Annotated in this window: 14 protein-coding genes and 1 pseudogene; 4 read left to right on the forward strand and 11 right to left on the reverse strand. The window is 41.2% G+C overall.

Translation table 11 applies throughout. From position 1 onward, the window contains the following. Positions 1–407: pseudogene (locus ACZFYI_RS00525) on the forward strand (succinate--CoA ligase subunit alpha); the annotation flags it as partial. A 296-nt stretch (positions 408–703) separates the two neighbouring features. Beyond that, positions 704–2341, forward strand: a complete 1638-nt coding sequence (locus ACZFYI_RS00530) for an ABC-F family ATP-binding cassette domain-containing protein (protein ID WP_462522167.1) — start codon at positions 704–706, stop codon at positions 2339–2341. A 192-nt stretch (positions 2342–2533) separates the two neighbouring features. Here ACZFYI_RS00530 and ACZFYI_RS00535 read toward each other — a convergent pair whose 3' ends face one another. From ACZFYI_RS00535 to rpsT, 9 genes are all read right to left on the reverse strand, one after another. Further along, on the reverse strand, positions 2534–3820 hold the full coding sequence (locus ACZFYI_RS00535) for a M20/M25/M40 family metallo-hydrolase (RefSeq protein ID WP_462522168.1): 1287 nt from the start codon (positions 3818–3820) through the stop codon (positions 2534–2536). Between the two features lie 90 nt (positions 3821–3910). Beyond that, positions 3911–4663, reverse strand: a complete 753-nt coding sequence (locus ACZFYI_RS00540) for a zinc-dependent peptidase (RefSeq protein ID WP_462522169.1) — start codon at positions 4661–4663, stop codon at positions 3911–3913. A 105-nt stretch (positions 4664–4768) separates the two neighbouring features. Continuing rightward, complete coding sequence (rny, locus tag ACZFYI_RS00545) at positions 4769–6334, reverse strand: ribonuclease Y (RefSeq protein ID WP_462522170.1); 1566 nt, start codon at positions 6332–6334, stop codon at positions 4769–4771. A 73-nt stretch (positions 6335–6407) separates the two neighbouring features. Next, entirely contained in the window at positions 6408–6692 is a 285-nt protein-coding gene (locus ACZFYI_RS00550; protein WP_462522171.1) for a cell division protein ZapA, read from the reverse strand. Between the two features lies 1 nt (position 6693). After that, complete coding sequence (locus ACZFYI_RS00555) at positions 6694–6978, reverse strand: hypothetical protein (RefSeq protein WP_462522172.1); 285 nt, start codon at positions 6976–6978, stop codon at positions 6694–6696. A 3-nt stretch (positions 6979–6981) separates the two neighbouring features. Further along, entirely contained in the window at positions 6982–9393 is a 2412-nt protein-coding gene (gene pheT, locus ACZFYI_RS00560) for a phenylalanine--tRNA ligase subunit beta (RefSeq protein ID WP_462522173.1), read from the reverse strand. Between the two features lie 141 nt (positions 9394–9534). Then, positions 9535–10155 (reverse strand): DUF1684 domain-containing protein, encoded by a 621-nt coding sequence (locus tag ACZFYI_RS00565; protein WP_462522174.1) that lies wholly within the window; start codon positions 10153–10155, stop codon positions 9535–9537. Positions 10156–10158: 3 nt separating this feature from the next. Beyond that, positions 10159–10860, reverse strand: coding sequence for a RadC family protein (gene radC, locus ACZFYI_RS00570; protein WP_462522175.1), 702 nt, complete (start codon positions 10858–10860; stop codon positions 10159–10161). 200 nt (positions 10861–11060) lie between these two features. Continuing rightward, positions 11061–11315, reverse strand: coding sequence for a 30S ribosomal protein S20 (gene rpsT, locus ACZFYI_RS00575; protein WP_113925636.1), 255 nt, complete (start codon positions 11313–11315; stop codon positions 11061–11063). Between the two features lie 203 nt (positions 11316–11518). On the opposite strand from rpsT, the gene ACZFYI_RS00580 reads away from it, so the two are divergent. Then, a complete protein-coding gene (locus ACZFYI_RS00580; RefSeq protein ID WP_462522176.1) occupies positions 11519–12529 on the forward strand; it encodes a zinc dependent phospholipase C family protein in 1011 nt (336 codons plus the stop codon). 126 nt (positions 12530–12655) lie between these two features. On the opposite strand, the gene ACZFYI_RS00585 is transcribed toward ACZFYI_RS00580, so the two are convergent. After that, on the reverse strand, positions 12656–13978 hold the full coding sequence (locus ACZFYI_RS00585) for a pyridoxal phosphate-dependent aminotransferase (RefSeq protein WP_462522196.1): 1323 nt from the start codon (positions 13976–13978) through the stop codon (positions 12656–12658). 248 nt (positions 13979–14226) lie between these two features. Continuing rightward, positions 14227–15906 carry an energy-dependent translational throttle protein EttA gene (gene ettA, locus ACZFYI_RS00590; RefSeq protein ID WP_462522177.1) on the reverse strand — a complete coding sequence of 560 codons (1680 nt, stop codon included), beginning with the start codon at positions 15904–15906 and terminating at the stop codon, positions 14227–14229. A gap of 136 nt (positions 15907–16042) precedes the next feature. Between ettA and ACZFYI_RS00595 the strand changes: the two genes are divergently transcribed. Continuing rightward, positions 16043–17290 carry a DUF349 domain-containing protein gene (locus ACZFYI_RS00595; protein ID WP_462522178.1) on the forward strand — a complete coding sequence of 416 codons (1248 nt, stop codon included), beginning with the start codon at positions 16043–16045 and terminating at the stop codon, positions 17288–17290. The last annotated feature ends 16 nt before the right edge of the window (positions 17291–17306 follow it).

Consider the following 17306-nt stretch of genomic DNA (forward strand, 5'->3'; position numbering starts at 1 on the left):
ATGAAGCGGCAGATCAGATCGCAAAAGCAGGACTTGGCGTATCGACAGCCATCGGTATCGGCGGAGATCCGATCATCGGAACATCCACCAAAGATGCGGTTCAACTGTTGATGGAAGATCCTGAGACGGATGCCATCGTCATGATCGGCGAAATCGGAGGAAATTACGAAGCTGATGCCGCAAGATGGATCAGAGCAAACGGCAACAAAAAACCTGTAGTAGGATTTATCGCCGGACAGACTGCGCCTCCGGGACGCAGGATGGGTCACGCAGGTGCCATCATCGGCGGCGCTGACGATACAGCAATAGCCAAAATGCGCATCATGGCCGAAAACGGTATCCACGTGGCAGAATCTCCTGCGGAAATCGGTGCTGTCATGGCAAAGGTATTGGGCGTAGTGGCTTGATAGAAGAATTGGTTAATTATATTTAACAGAAAACCGCTTTGGAGAAATCCAGAGCGGTTTTTTGTTTTAGATAAATTCCTTTTTTTACAAAAAGCATTATACTATTTCTTTAAATGCTTTATATCTAGTTTTTAATCAAGTGTCATTAGAATACCTAACCAAAGAAGTGGCACCATCATTTTTACTTTGAAACTATAAACCCATGCTTCCAATTTTAAAATTTTCTAATCTTCCAATCTGCCACGGCGGACTAGTTCTTCCAATTCCTTACCTTTGCGGCTTCAATTCCGATAATCATGATTTCAGTAGACAATATTTCCGTCATCCACGGCGGCAAAGCCCTCTTCAGTGATGTGTCATTTTCTATCAACGAAAATGACAAAATAGCCCTTATGGGCAAAAACGGCGCAGGTAAATCCACCATGCTCAAGATCATTGCCGGCGGGACTAAACCCTCCTCAGGGGGCGTTTCCGCTCCAAAAGGTGCGGTGATCGCCTATTTGCCACAGCATTTGTTGACAGCGGATGACTGTACGGTTTTTGAGGAAACATCCAAGGCATTTGCTTCTTACCTCGACATGAAAACCGAGATCGAAAGACTCAATGAAGAACTTACCGTTCGTACTGACTATGACTCCGAAGATTATTATAAAATCATCGAGCAGGTTTCCGAACTCAGCGAAAAGTTCTACGCCATCGAGGAAGTCAATTACGAAGCCGAAGTGGAAAAAGTGCTTTTGGGATTGGGATTTGAAAGGAAAGATTTTAAAAGATCCACTTCAGAGTTCTCAGGTGGATGGAGGATGAGGATCGAACTTGCCAAAATACTTCTACAAAAACCTGATTTGATCCTTTTGGATGAACCGACCAACCACCTTGACATAGAATCCATCCAATGGCTGGAGGATTTTTTGACCCAAAAAGCAAAAGCCGTAGTGGTCATCTCCCACGACCGGGCATTTGTGGACAACATCACCACCCGGACTATTGAAGTAACGATGGGCCGGATCTATGACTACAAAGCCAAATACAGCCATTACCTTGAATTGAGAAAAGAGCGCCGCGAGCAGCAACAGAAGCATTTCGAAGAGCAGCAGCGGACCATTGCCGATATTCAGGAATTCATCGACCGCTTCAAAGGGACTTATTCCAAAACCCTTCAGGTGCAGTCAAGGGTGAAAATGCTGGAGAAAATGGAAATCATTGAGGTGGACGAAGTGGACACCTCGGCATTGAAGCTGCGCTTTCCTCCTTCTCCAAGATCGGGAAAATATCCCGTAATCGTCGAAGAACTTACCAAATCTTATGGTGACCATGTTGTGTTTAAGGATGCGAGCATGATCATCGAACAAGGTCAGAAAGTCTCTTTTGTAGGCAAAAACGGTGAAGGAAAATCCACGATGATCAAAGCCATCATGGGTGAAATTGATTTTCAAGGAAAATGCGAATTAGGTCACAATGCCATGATCGGATACTTTGCGCAGAACCAGGCTTCTTTATTGGATGAAAGTCTCACCATATTCGAAACCATCGATCAGATCGCCGTCGGAGAAATCAGGGGTAAGATCAAGGATTTGTTGGGTGCCTTTATGTTCAAGGGAGACGACATCAATAAAAAAGTGAAGGTCCTATCCGGCGGTGAAAAGACGAGGTTGGCAATGATCAAATTGCTTCTTGAACCCGTCAACCTCCTGATCCTCGATGAACCTACTAATCACCTGGATATGAAAACCAAAGACATCATCAAAGATGCTTTGAAGGCTTTTGACGGCACTTTGATCATCGTGTCTCACGACAGGGATTTCTTGGATGGCTTGGTGACCAAAGTGTTTGAATTTGGAAACAAACGGGTGAAGGAGCACTTCGAGGATATCAATGGATTTTTGAGGAATAAGAAATTGGAGAATCTGAGAGAGGTGGAGAGGAAATCATAGCGAAGCGGAGATCCCGAGAGGGAATTGATTCGGGATTAAATGAAATATACTTCGTGATATAAATTGAAATATACCTTAGACGATATAATTTCAGTATCATGACCTTGAGGTTAGATTTGGGGCTATCCAATCAATATCTCAATATCCACAAATATCAGATTGAAAAGACCTCCTATCTAAGTTCAAGGATTATTATTTCCATCCCCCCTGCATCAATACCAACAATAAAGCTTGCTGAATAGCCAAGTGTCCATCTTTGTTGATGAAATACTCTCCTAGGCTGTGGGCTCCATATCCGATGCCTCCACGACCGATAGTCACTGCGGGAATCCCTTTTGAAAAAGCCACATTGCTGTTGGTGGAACTTGAGCTTAGCTCTGGTTTTTTTCCACCGGTAAGGTAATCAGCGATGGCCATGGTCTGTTGGATCAAAGTCGATTCAGGTGATGCGATACCACTTGGACGGTCACCTACTTTTTCGATATCAACAGTCAATTTTTCCCCTCTTCTGATTATGGCATTTTCCTTTTCCAATCCTATTTCCATGGATTCCAAAAAGATCTGATTGATACCTTTCAACTTTTCCTGACTTTCGGAGCGCATGTCCACGAGCATCCAAGATTCGAATGGGATGGAATTCACTGAGGTGCCTCCTCCCAATACAGAAATACTGTAGGTAGTTTTCAAGCCTTCTTTTGTATATGCATCAGCTTTCGGGACAAAAGAAGCTACAGCTTGAGCCAAGGCATTGTGTGGATTGCCAATTCCAAACGCTCCGTAAGAATGTCCTCCTGAGCCTTTGAAAGTTACTTTATACCGGAGAGAGCCGATGCCACCATTGACAATATCTTCCAATCCTCCACCGTCAATGGCAATAAAAGAAGAAATTGGCTGCCCGCCTTCGCGGAAAAGATGCTTCATGCCTTTTAGATCTCCAAGACCTTCCTCTCCGACTGAGCCTGTAAACCAAATATCACTTTCTGTCCTTATATTTTGACGGCTCATGGTTTTGACCAAAGCCACCACCACAGCTAAAGCACGGTTGGCATCAGTAATCCCAGGAGCAAATAGCGTGTCTCCTCTTTGCTTGACTTTGACATCAGTCCCAAAAGGGAAAACAGTATCTAAGTGCGCATCCACCACGATTGTCTTGTCCGATTTGGTTCCTTTCCTCAGCGCGATGACATTGCCCACCTCATCTGTCCAAACAGAGTCTGCCCCTGCTTTCCTGAGCATTTCAGCATATACCAATCCTTTTTCCTTTTCATGAAATGTAGGTGTAGGGATTTCTGTCAAGGTGATCATATCCTGAATGGTCACGGGATCGATTTCAAGAATATAATTGAAGGCCTTTTTAATAGCTGGTTTTTTAACAAGTTCCTGTACCTCTTTTTGGTATTTGGGTTGTATCGTCTGTGCAAAGGCATGGTTTCCAAAAAACAAGGAAAATACAAGAAGAAAGGTCAGGTTAAGTTTCATTTGTTAGGGGATTTGATCTAGCGAATTAGATTAATTTTAGGAAAATGGACAATACCGTCTGTAAAGAAAATAACTGATGTCTTCAAAGCTTTACTTTGGAATTCCCATTAAAACCATCGGATCTTGCTTCAATAAAAAAACCAAAGCTTGGTACAGGCGGCTATCATAATCCTTTAGCCTTTGGGGATTTTCAAAAAACGATTCCAACGCCACTGCAAAAAACTCATGGGGATTGTTGGCCGCCGAATCTCTAAATATGGAGTCTTCCCCGTCCGCAATTCTCTGGATTTCATTTTTGGCCAAAACCGAAAAATCCATCCAACGCTTGGGATTGAAAAAATTACTCTGACCGTTGTAATGGATTTGATTTTCTAGCTTCAGCGCATGTGCCATTTCGTGGATGCCAAGGTTGATGCCATCAGTTCCATCCGCCATTCCGCGGACAAAATTCTTCCATGAAATCACAATGATCCCCAGCCGCGGATTGACTTCTCCCTGATGGTATTGTTTGTTGATCGTCGAATAATAATTGTCATTGTAGACCAAAATCCTCTTGAAATGCTTCAAAGTGACATTCTGAAATCCGAATGAAATCATCACAGCTGTGGCTCCGATAAGCAGTTCCATTTCCCGGGTCACCTTTTCTATTCCTCTTGGTACAAACTCCTTGATGGCAAGAAAATAAACAAGCCGTTTTTGAAAGTCTTTTTTATGTTTTGGATTGAGTTGGCGATAATAGGAAAAATGACTTTCCAAAAGTGAAAGGTCTTCAGCATTAAGTTTGAGTATTCCAAGACGGATACTTACTTTTTGAAAAAGGTAAAAAAGGGGACTGTTTCGCATGATTTGGGTGAAATTGGACTAGCTCTATTGGCCTAAAAATATAAAAAGAAAACCGAAGTCCAACTTAATGAACTTCGGTTTTCTTTCTTGTAATATTTTCAGAAACTACTTGGCGTAATTCACAGCCCTCATCTCACGGATAACAGTGATTTTGATCTGACCGGGATATTGCATTTCCTTTTCGATTTTTTGGGAAATGTCAAAGGAAAGCTTGCTCGCAGTCTGATCATCCACATTGTCGGCATCTACCAAGACCCGGAGTTCACGGCCTGCCTGCATGGCAAAACATTTGTTGACCCCATCAAACGCCAAGGCAAGTTCTTCCAACTCCTTCAGACGCTTGATGTAGCTGTCCATGATTTCACGCCTCGCGCCCGGTCTGGAACCGGATATCGCATCCGAAGCCTGCACAATGGGAGATATCATTGAAGTCATCTCGATCTCATCATGGTGGGCACCGATTGCGTTGATGACTTCAGGATGCTCTTTGTATTTTTTGGCAAGCTCCATACCTAGGATGGCATGAGGAAGCTCAGCTTCTTCAGGATAAACCTTCCCAATATCGTGAAGCAGACCGGCTCTTTTAGCAAGCTTGGCATTCAGTCCCATTTCGGCTGCCATAGTCGCACAAAGCTTGGCCACTTCCCTAGAATGCTGCAATAAATTCTGTCCGTAGGAGGACCGGAACCTCATCCTTCCTACCATCCTGATCAACTCCGGATGAAGGCCATGGATTCCAAGATCTATACAGGTTCTTTCTCCTATCTCTACTATTTCTTCTTCAATGTTCTTTTCAGTCTTTGCGACAACTTCTTCGATCCTTGCAGGATGGATCCTCCCATCCTGTACCAATCTATGCAATGAAAGTCGAGCCACTTCCCTTCTTACAGGATCAAAACCAGAAATAATGATTGCCTCAGGTGTATCGTCAACAATAATTTCTACGCCGGTAGCTGCCTCCAAAGCACGGATATTTCTACCTTCCCTACCGATGATTTTTCCTTTGACATCATCAGACTCGATATTGAATACCGAGACACAGTTTTCGATGGCGTGTTCTGTGGCAGTCCTTTGAATAGTATCTAGAACTATTTTTTTTGCCTGCTTGGTGGCAGTTAATTTGGCTTGGTCCAAAATGTCTTTGATTTGAGAAGATGCTTTGGTGTTTGCCTCATCTTTGAGGATTTCGACCAATTGATCTTTTGCCTCATCGCGGGTAAGTCCTGCAACTTTTTCAAGGTCCGAAATCCGCTGACTTGTAACCCTGTCAAGTTCATCTTTTTTCACCTGAACAGAGTGAAGCTGCGCAGAAAGATTTTCTTTTTTGCTGTCGAGCTCCGCTTCTTTTCTTTTGATTTGTTCAAGTTCTTTGGCCAAGACCTGCTCCCTTTGCTTGATCTTGTTTTCGTTGGTGATGATGATGGCTTTCTTCTTGTTGGCATCTTCCTCAAACTCCGATTTCAATTTCAGGTACTTTTCTTTAGCCTCAAGCATGCGTTCTTTCTTGATGGCTTCCGCATTGATTTCAGCTTCACGGAGTAGGCTCTTTGCCTTTTCTTTAGCTTGTTCTTCGAGTTTTTTACTGTTGTTTTTTACCAAAAGGCTAGCGATACCCGCTCCAAGCCCCAGGCCTAAAATGCCTGCAATAATGATGTATAATGATGATTCCATAAGTATTTTTGATAGATATATATTACCTACCGGAAACAAGGAAAAATCTTTAAAAATGAGAGTGATATTGGTATTACAAAAGGGAACTCAATTGCTCATTGATCTTGCCGATACTGGATTTTATCAATTCACTGTCATCGGTGTTGATCATATTTTGCTCCATAGACTCGACCATAGAATCAAAAGCTACCATAGCGAGGAGGTCCTGACGGTCATCCAACCCGAACTCCTCCCTGTATCTTTTTATTTTATCATTAATTAATTTACCTGCATGTCTGATTTTGGCTTCGTCTTCTGTCTTCACCTTCATGGGATATTCTCGATCCCCGATTTTCAATCTTATAGAAAGTGTCTCCATATCATTCAGACAAATAGGCAATTATATTATCGATTTCCTTTATGTAATTATTGATCTTTTCTCTCAATTCAGCAGATTCCATTTCTTCAACCGGTATGCTGTTTACAAGTTTAGCTATTTTAATTTGATTTTTAAAATCCTCCAACGCATGCTCTTTCTCTTCAAGTTTTGACTGAAGTGAAAAAAGCTCTTCTTTTAGGGATTGGTTGTCATGCTCGAGCTGCTGCATCTTACGGCTGACTTGTGCGGTAAGTTTTTCGGTGCGCTGAAGTTCTTCGTGAATCATGTTCTATTTTCTGATAAATGCCCCCACTTCTTTTTCGAAACTCTCCATCAAGCGGGACATGGCTTTGTCAATCACTTTATCTGTCAGCGTCTGCTCATTGTCCTGAAGGTAAAAACTCAACGCATAAGCTTTTTTGCCTGCTTCAATCTTTTCCCCTTGGTATACATCAAAGACTCCGACGCGTTGCAATAACTTGCCTCCGGCTTTATTGGCGACTTTTTTGATCTCGTCAAAAGTGACTTTCTTATCAATTACCAAAGACAGGTCTCTTCTAACTTCCGGGAATTTGGAAATTTCACCGTACTTTTTCAAGCCTTTCGATTTTTTTGTTATCAAGTCCCAATTCAAATCTGCAAAAAACACCTCTTGCTTCACCTCTGACAACTTCCCTGTTGCTTCCCTTACCAATCCGATTTTAGCTAATTCCTTTGTACCCAAGTTAATCTGTAAGCCAAATTCAAATGGTGCGGAATGGATTATTGTTATCTCTGTATTGTCAATTCCCATTTTTTCTAAAATCAATTCGACAACAGCATAAATATCGGGAAATGTTACAGCTTTGGAAGGTGCCAACCAGCTTTCGGCAGCCCTGTCTCCGGTCAGGAATAAGGCCAGGCGTTTTTCTTCACGATACCCTTCGTCTTCTTTGAAATATACGGTTCCAAATTCGAATAATTTCAGGTCCTTTTGACGGCGGTTGATATTATGCGCCAAAACTTCCAACCCAGAAAACAGCAAAGTCTGCCGCATGACTCCTAGGTCTTCACTGAGTTTATTCAGGATTTCAACATTTTTATTCGCTTCCAAAAACTCTGATTTCTCCGCATAAACCGGTTTGGTCAGAGAATTGGTAATGATTTCAAAATATCCCAAACCAGACAAAATCTCACTGAGCCTGTATTGCAGTTTGTTCAGGTCCTTTGAAGGATGTTCTGCAAGGTAATCGGCTTTTAGGTTTTCGGACAAAGGAACATTATCAAAGCCATGAATACGCAAAATCTCTTCAATGACATCGGCTTCACGGGTTACGTCAACTCTGTATGGTTTTACTGAAACTGTAAATCCTGATTCAGATTCAGATAATATCATGATGTCAAGATTTTCCAAAGTTGACTTGATCTCATCTTTGGCCAGTTCTTTTCCTATCAATCTTTTGATATTCGCATAACTTACCTCTATGATCAGATCAGAAACAGGATCGGGATATAAATCAATTATTTCTGAGGAAATTTCTCCACCCGCCAATTCTTTGAGCAGCATCGCAGCCCTTTTCAATGCATAAACTGGCATGTTGGGATCTGTCCCTCTCTCAAAACGGAATGAAGCGTCTGTTTTCAATCCATGAAATTGACTGCCTTTTCTGATAATATCAGGGGAGAAATAGGCAGACTCAAGAAAAATAGAAGTAGTCAAATCAGATACTCCTGATCCTTTTCCTCCAAAAACACCGGCAATACATAATCCTCCTTTTTCATCGCAAATCATCAGTTCCTCACCGGAAAGTTTTCTTTCCTTATCATCCAAAGTAACGAATGCCGTTCCCTGAGGTAATTTTTTGACTATGATCCTTCCTCCGGAAATTTTATCCGCATCAAAAGCATGCAAAGGCTGCCCAAGATCATGAAGGATAAAGTTGGTAATATCTACGATGTTATTGATCGGCTCGAGATCCAAAGCCCTTAGGTAATTTTGGAGCCACTGTGGAGAAGGTCCAACTTGGATATTGGAAATCGTCAATCCGGAATACCTGGGGCAATCAATTGCACTTTCTACTTCCACAGGAATTGACCTTTTGTTATTGTCAATTTTGAATTGATCCACAGAAGGAAGGCAGATTTCTTTTTTCAACAAGGCTTTCAAATCCCTCGCCACTCCAAGATGGGAAGCTGCATCAGCACGGTTTGGCGTAAGTCCAATCTCCAAAACATGGTCACTGACTACTTCAAAATATTGTGAAGCAGGGGTTCCGTTTGGCAAATCCGTGTCCAACACCATAATTCCGGCATGGCTGTGACCGATGCCAATCTCATCCTCTGCACAGATCATTCCCTGGGAAACTTCTCCCCGTATTTTTGCTTTTTTGATTTCCAAAGACTCACCCGAAACAGGATACAAAGTGGATCCTTCTTTTGCTACTACCACTTTCTGTCCTTTGGCGACGTTTGGGGCACCGCAAACAATTGGAACAACCTCTCCTCCGACGTCTACCGTGGTAACACTCAATTTGTCCGCGTTTGGATGCCTTTCACAAGTCATAACTTCACCGATCACCACACCATCCAAACCTCCACGGATGGACTCAAAATGAACAATCCCTTCCACTTCCAATCCCGAGCCTGTCAAAAGAGACGCAATTTTTTCAGGAGATTGGTCTAACGCAATAAAATCCTTTAATCTATTTATGGAAATTTTCATGAATACACGGTTATTTCAAGACAAGGCACAAATTTAAGAGAATTGGTCAAGGTGGGAAGGCAATGAATGAAAAATGTCGAATGATAAATGAACAAAGCCTTTTAGGAAAATTGACTCCTGACCTTTACATCCAATTGTATTTCACTCTTTCTTATAATCTTTTTCACCTACCGGAATCGGGATTTCCATCAGGTTTTCCTTTGGTGGCAATGGACATGCAAAATCAGGGTTATAGGCACAATAGGGGTTGTAGGCCAAATTGAAGTCAATGGTAATGCTGTTTTTCCCATCCTGACGGAGATTTATATAGCGGCCGCCACCGTAGGTTTCCTCCCCACTTGTGACATCTGCAAAGGCAAGGAAAAAGTTTCGCTTGTCTGCTTCTTTGATTGATTGGAGCAAAAGCAATTTTTGCGGTTTGCCATTTAAGTCAAATTCAGCAAAGGAATGTTTGAGGTATTTCTCCACAGAACCGTCAGTCATCGGAAGTTCGATCATCTTCTTTTCTTCCAAAGGAACCAATTTTGCTCTCACCTTAAATTCAGGATCAATCGGGTAAAAATCAAGTTCTTTGAAATGCCTTTTATGCTCCTCATCCAAAGGGGAATCTATATTGAACTTGATGAATTTGTATTGCTTCTCACGCTCTTTTTCAATTTTCTCCAGATACAGTTCGGGGCTTTCGGTACTTGTCATAGTATAGACGATTGCAAGTGTGATTACCCCAAAAACCCCAATAATTAAAATATTTTTTGACTTCATACTTTACAATATACCTTCGTCGGCGAAGCTAAAATAGGCAACATCTGTGAAAATCACATGGTCAACGACTTGGACTTCGAGATTTTCCCCCACATTCTTGAGTTTCTTTGTCAGAACCCTATCCTGCTCTGAGGGTTTAAGATTACCGGAAGGATGGTTATGAACCAAAATAATGGAACTAGCCATGCCATCTAATGCGTACTTGAAAATCACTTTGGGATCAACTACCGTTGCATTGGTTCCTCCGGAGCTGATGTGTTGCTTCTTGATGACAAAATTATTCCTGTTTAGCAATAAAATATAAAAATGTTCCACTGTCTCATCGAGCATCTCTGATTTCATCATTTGGAAAACATCTGCCGAACCCGTTACCTTCATTTTTTTTACTGTCTCACCGATCATTTTCCTTCTTCGCCCCAATTCCAATGCGCTGACTATAGAAATTGCCTTGGCTTCGCCTATTCCTTTGAATTTCTTCAAATCTGCAATACTCAGTTTTGCAAGATTTCCCAAGTCATTGTTTACAGCAGAAAGAATATGCTTGCCAAGGTCGACAGCACTCATAAATTTGGTCCCGGACCCTATAAGAATAGCGATCAATTCAGCATCCGACAGGGCGGATTTGCCTTTAAGGAGAAGTTTTTCCCTTGGCCTATCTTCTTCCGCAAGAGCAGAGATTTTGATGGAATATTGGTATTCTTTCATATACAGCGTTTAAAAATTGGATCCAGCTTTCCCTAAGGAAAATTCAAACTGTTTAAAAATAGAGATTGCTAAAAAATAAAAAAAGCCCAGAGGGATTCCAAGGGGCATATTAAACGTTTAATTTCATTTGGCTCAAAAGCCAAAAAACAAAAACAGCCTTGGCAATGTCGCCAAGGCTGTTTTATCTAAAATTTCTTTTGTTAGGCTAGAGCGTTGACAAACTTGGTCAATTTTGACTTTCTGTTGGCAGCGTTGTTTTTATGAATGATATTCTTTTTCGCAAGTTTATCGATCATAGAGGTAACTGTTTTCAAAAGCTCTTGCGCTTCCACTTTGTCAGTCACAGCTTTCAATCTCTTGATGAAAGTTCTTGTAGTCTTGTGCTGATATCTGTTTCTCAAACGCTTGGCTTCGTTTGCACGGATTCTTTTTAATGCCGATTTGTGATTTGCCATATCCTTATTTACTTAATTTCTGTTAATACACCCTACCCTAAACGGAGTGCAAATGTAATTGATTAATTTTGAAACACAAAAGGATTTCCGAACTAAACCTCGTAAAGCCCAGAAATCTGATAGATTTTTCAGATTCCGCCGTTATGTTGCAAAGGTAATACAATTTCATTTTACAGAAATGGAATTTATGATTATTTTTAAGAATGCGTAAATTTTTGATTCTGAGCCTGATTTTCATTTTTTCAATTCCTGAACTTGGAGCTTGGGGATTTTTTGCCCACCGGAGAATCAACAGATTGGCAGTTTTTTCTCTTCCACCAGAAATGATTGGTTTTTTCAAAAGCAATATTGAATTTATCACAGAAAATGCCGTCAACCCTGACAGGAGGCGCTATGCGGTCATTGGGGAGGCGGAAAAACACTTTTTGGATGCGGATGCTTACGGAGACAGTGCTGTTTATACGCTTCCAAGGTATTGGAATCAGGCTTTGGAAAAATTCACCGAAGAAGAACTTCGACAACACGGGATAGGTCCTTGGAATGCTTACCACACCAAAATCCAACTGACTGAAGCATTTAAAAAGAAAGACACAAAAGCTATTCTGCGACTTTCAGCTGACATAGGTCACTACATTGCAGATATTAATGTTCCATTGCATACTACCAAAAACTATAATGGACAGCTTTCCAACCAATATGGCATCCATGCTTTTTGGGAAAGTCGTGTTCCTGAATTGCTTTCGGACGATTTTGATTTTTTTGTCGGAAAAGCAGAATACTTGGAAAAACCGCAGTTTGAGGCTTGGGATGCTATCATCGTTGCACACATGGCCTTGGATTCAGTTTTGAATTTTGAAAAAACCTTGACAAAAAGCTTTGCTGAAGATAAAAAATATAGCTACGAGGAAAGAGGCGGAATCAGCACCAAAGTTTATTCCAGGGATTTTACCATTGCTTACAATAATCTCCTCTCGGGACAAGTCGAAAGGCAGATGAGAAAATCGATCAAAATGATCGCTGATTTTTGGTATACTGCGTGGATTGATGCCGGTCAGCCTGACCTAAATTCGCTCCTCAAAAATCCAATCGAATTGGAGGAGGAGAAAATAGAAAACCCAAAATCACTGAAAGTCCGTGAACACGAAGGAATGGCATCCAATGAAAAACCTGAAGATCTCAGAAAGTCCTTCTACAGAAGCATGTGGAGACCTTAAATAGGATATTGATTGATCCCTATAGTCTTTGGGATGGATATTGATTAATATTCTATAGGAATGGATAGACTCACAATAGATGTAAGAGGATAAGTGATCAAAAGAAATTTTTGGAACAAGTTAAAATTAAACCAATTCTTTTTTGGTGGAATTTAGATAAAAGCGGATGGCTTCACCCAATTTTTGGAAAGTCTGTCTGAAAACAGATTCGTCCTCTTCCAACAAAGTGACCCTAAAGCCTCTCAAATCCGAACAGAATGAACTGATAGGCACGACACAGATATTAACAGAAGCCAATAGAAAATAGACGAAACGCTTATCCAAAGGCATGTTTTCTTCCTGTAACCAACTGTCGAGCAAGGATTTCAACTTCGGGCCATCGATCGGCAAAAACTGTTTAGGATCCAAGTAGGTCTCATCGAATACCACTGTATTGTAAAAAGCACCTTTGGTAGGATTGAATTTGATCCCGGGAATTTTCCCCAAAATCTCTTCCATGATCCTGCTTCTTCTTCCTATTTTTTCATTGGCTTCATACCTGTAATCCATATAAGCAGGATGGCTCATGATTTTTGGAATTGACAATTGAGGAAGAATTGTGGAGCAGACTTCAATCATTTTTGCATTTTCCAAAGTCTGACAAAACTTCGCAAATTCTTTGGAGGCATTTCTGTTGTAAAACTCCATCCAGCCACATCTCGAACCAGGCCAAGGGAATTCTTTGGAAATTCCTTTAAGAGAAATTCCGGGCAAATCCCCAATTACCTCAGAAAGTGCCACTGCTTTTACGCCGTTGTAGGTAATATTTTGGTAGATTTCATCTGCAATCAACAGCAATTTGAATTCCTTTGCAATCTTGACAAAACCTTCCAAAACCTCCTTCGGATATACCATACCCGTCGGGTTGTCAGGATTGATGATCAATATCCCGACGATTGAGGGGTTATATTTGACCTTGTTGTAAAGGTCCTCCATATCAGGAAGCCATTGGTTATCAGGATCCAATGTATAGGTAATCGGTGCAGTATTGGCATGTGCAGCCTCTGCAGAACTATGGGTACTGTAAGCTGGAGAAGGACCGATGATCCTAGCCGTTGGCGTGAGAAACTGGTAGACTTTGGCTATAGCATCTCCGAGCCCGTTAAAAAAAAGGATGTCCTCAGCTGTGATCTGTGAACCCCCTTTTTGATTGTTCAATCCGGCCAAAAATTTTCTTGTTTCCAATACTCCTTTGGAATCTGCATAGCCATAAGTGCTGTCCTGACTGACCAGATCAGACACGATTTCCTTCATCCAAAAGGGGACGATATTGTGTTTTTGGATAGGGTCGCCGATGTTTTCCCAAGTGATCTCATAGCCCAAAGCTTCAACCTGACGGGCTTTTTTGACAATGCCCCTGATTTCATAATTCAATTCTTCGGCTCCCGGCCTCAATAACAATGTCCTCATCATGCTGGTGTTTGGAAATCGAAAACAAATAAACAAAAAACGAAATGAATGATTGCTGATTCAATAAAAAAGATGAAAGCGATATGGAAATTCTTGAAATTTATCCCCAATTATAATTTTTTAAAAAATACATGATTTTGAAATTGGGGAATCCAAAAAGATAAAAGCTTCCTGTTTTAAAATTAAACAAAAAACCTCCAGCCTGATATCACAGGTTGGAGGTTTCCAATTTCATTTTAGCTTAAACTCTACTTCAATTTCTTATACTTAATCCTCTTAGGAGCTATGTCACCAAGACGCTTTTTCTTGTTTTCCTCATAATCGGAGAAGTTACCTTCAAACCAATACACCTGAGAATCGCCTTCAAAGGCCAATATATGTGTACATATCCTGTCCAAAAACCACCTATCGTGGGAAATGACTACTGCACAACCACCGAAATTTTCCAAAGCCTCTTCAAGTGCCCTCAGCGTATTCACATCCAAGTCATTGGTCGGTTCATCTAGTAGAAGCAAGTTCCCGCCTTCTTTTAGTGTAATGGCCAGGTGGACTCGGTTTCTTTCTCCTCCGGATAAGATGCCTACTTTTTTCTCCTGATCGGAGCCTGCAAAGTTGAACTTACCAACATAAGCTCGGGCATTCATTTCTTTGTTTCCAAGCTTGATGATTTCATTTCCCCCGGAAATAGTCTCATAGACTGACTTATTTGGATCGAGCCGGTCATGCTCCTGGTCTACGTAGGCCAATTTTACGGTTTCTCCAACTTCAAAATACCCTGCATCGGCTTTTTCCTGACCGGTGATCAATTTGAAAAGTGTGGATTTACCGGCACCATTTGGTCCGATGATACCTACAATACCGCCTTGAGGTAAGTTGAATGAAAGGTTTTCAAAAAGTAATTTGTCACCGTAAGCTTTGGAGACATTATTAACCTCTATCACTTTTGCTCCCAACCTTGGTCCGGGCGGAATATACAATTCCAGCTTGGCTTCTTTTTCTTTACCCTCCTCACTGATAAGCTTGTCATATGCACTTAGCCTAGCCTTTCCTTTGGCTTGACGGGCTTTTGGGGTCATGCGGATCCATTCCAATTCCCTTTCTAGGGTTTTTTGTCGCTTGGATTCGGTCTTTTCTTCCTGCTTTAGACGGTTTTGTTTTTGATCAAGCCAAGAGGAATAATTGCCTTTCCATGGAATACCTTCACCTCTGTCAAGTTCCAAAATCCAACCGGCTACATTGTCCAAGAAATACCTATCATGCGTAACCGCGATGACCGTTCCTTTATATTGCTGCAAATGCTGCTCGAGCCAAAGTACCGACTCTGCATCAAGGTGGTTAGTGGGTTCATCAAGGAGCAACACATCCGGTTCCATGAGTAAAAGCCTGCAAAGTGCCACCCTTCTTTTTTCTCCCCCAGACAGATTTCCGATGATGGCATCACTCGGAGGAAGTCGCAAGGCATCCATGGCTTTTTCCAACATAGTTTCCAATTCCCAAGCATTGGCCGCGTCAAGTTTTTCTTGGACTTCCCCTTGTTTGTTTATCAGTTTGTCCATGGCATCAGGATCATCCATCAGGGCAGGATCCATGAATTTTTCATTGATTTCTTCGAATTCTTTGAGTAAGGCCACCGTGGAGGCTACAGCTTCCTCCACAATATCTTTGACAGTCTTACTTGGATCGAGCTTGGGCTCCTGTTCTAGCATCCCGACAGTATATCCGGGAGACCAAACCACTTCACCCAAAAACTCTTTGTCCACGCCTGCAATGATTTTCAGAAGCGAACTTTTTCCCGAACCATTGAGACCGAGAACTCCGATTTTGGCTCCGTAAAAAAAGGAAAGGTAAATGTCTTTCAGAACTTTTTTCTGTGGGGGGTAGATTTTCGAGACCCCAGCCATAGAAAATATGATTTTTTCTGCACTCATATTTATTTTTTGATTGATTTCGAAACGATGATAGACAAAGATGGCAAAAAAAGGTCTTTCTTAGGATAAATGCTTTTGAATTAATTAATTTGCAAAAAAAGAAGGACCACACCACAAACCAACCTATTAAATCGCAATGGAGCATCCGTACGGGTACATTAAAGATAACAAGGTTTATCTCAGGGAATTTTTGAATCAGCCGGATAGGGTGATTGGAGAAGTAAAAGAAGATGAAGCATCTACTATCAAATATTTTGAGGACAGGTTTACGACACTCAAGGAAAAAATAGGGCAACTCAAAAAGGATATAGAAGAGAACCAAAACAAAGGTTCATTTTTAATGAAATTGATTCATCTCAAAGATTCTTTATTGGAATATGATGCTTTGGGAGATTTCATTCCTTTGATAGAAGATTTAGAGCAGCTTCAGGTCTTTCTTGAGGACATCATCAAGAAAAACAGGGAGAAAAACCTTGAAATCAAGCGGGGTCTGATTGTCGAAGCCGAAGCCTTGAAAGACAGCACGGAGTGGAAAGAAACCGCAGAGGAATTCAAAAACCTGAAAATGCGATGGATCAAGACCGGTCCAGTTGAAAAGGATTTTGAGGAAGAAATGGAAGAAGCTTTCAATAATGCAATTGATACCTTTTTTGAAAATAGGAAGAACTTTTTTGAAGATATGGCCGTACAGGCTGAAGTCAACATCAAAATATACGAAAGACTCGTCCTTGAGGCACGTGCTGCTTTTGACAACCCAGATGCCAAACGTGCGTTTGAAATCTCCAAACGAATCCAAAAAGAATGGAAAGCTGCAGGGAGAGTTCCTGCCGAAAAGCGACAGCCACTTTGGGATGAATTTTCGAAATTGAACAACAGGATTTTCAGCAGGTTCCGCAGAACCATGGAGACAGGCCCACAGATGAAACCTTGGGAACTGATGAAAAAAATGGAGTCCATGACGGATGAAATGAAAAAACTTGCTTACGCCGAAACAAATCCTGATGGGGTATCAGCTGCAAAAAGATTACAAGCCGAATGGAAAAAACTTCCACAGCGCAAGCCCAAAGAAGCAAATCTGATCATGCGGTCATTTACTTTCTTTTCAGAGATAGTTTTTGAAAAACTGTTTTTGGAAAGGTTGGCAGGATCCAAATATGATGATTTCCATCAAAAAGACAGGATTGAGAAGAAAAAGATAAAAATGGGAATCCTTAGGGACCTAATCCACAGAGATGAAATCGAATTGGCTACTGTAAAGGACAATGCAGAAAATTTCAGAACCAATGAGGAAGATTTTGAAGTAATGATGAGAAGAAAGATCGGCACATTCAAAAGAAAAATAGATGTGAAAACTTTCATTCTCAAAGAACTTTCAAATAAATAATAAGTTAACATTGAAA

This window comes from Aquiflexum sp., assembly GCF_977115555.1.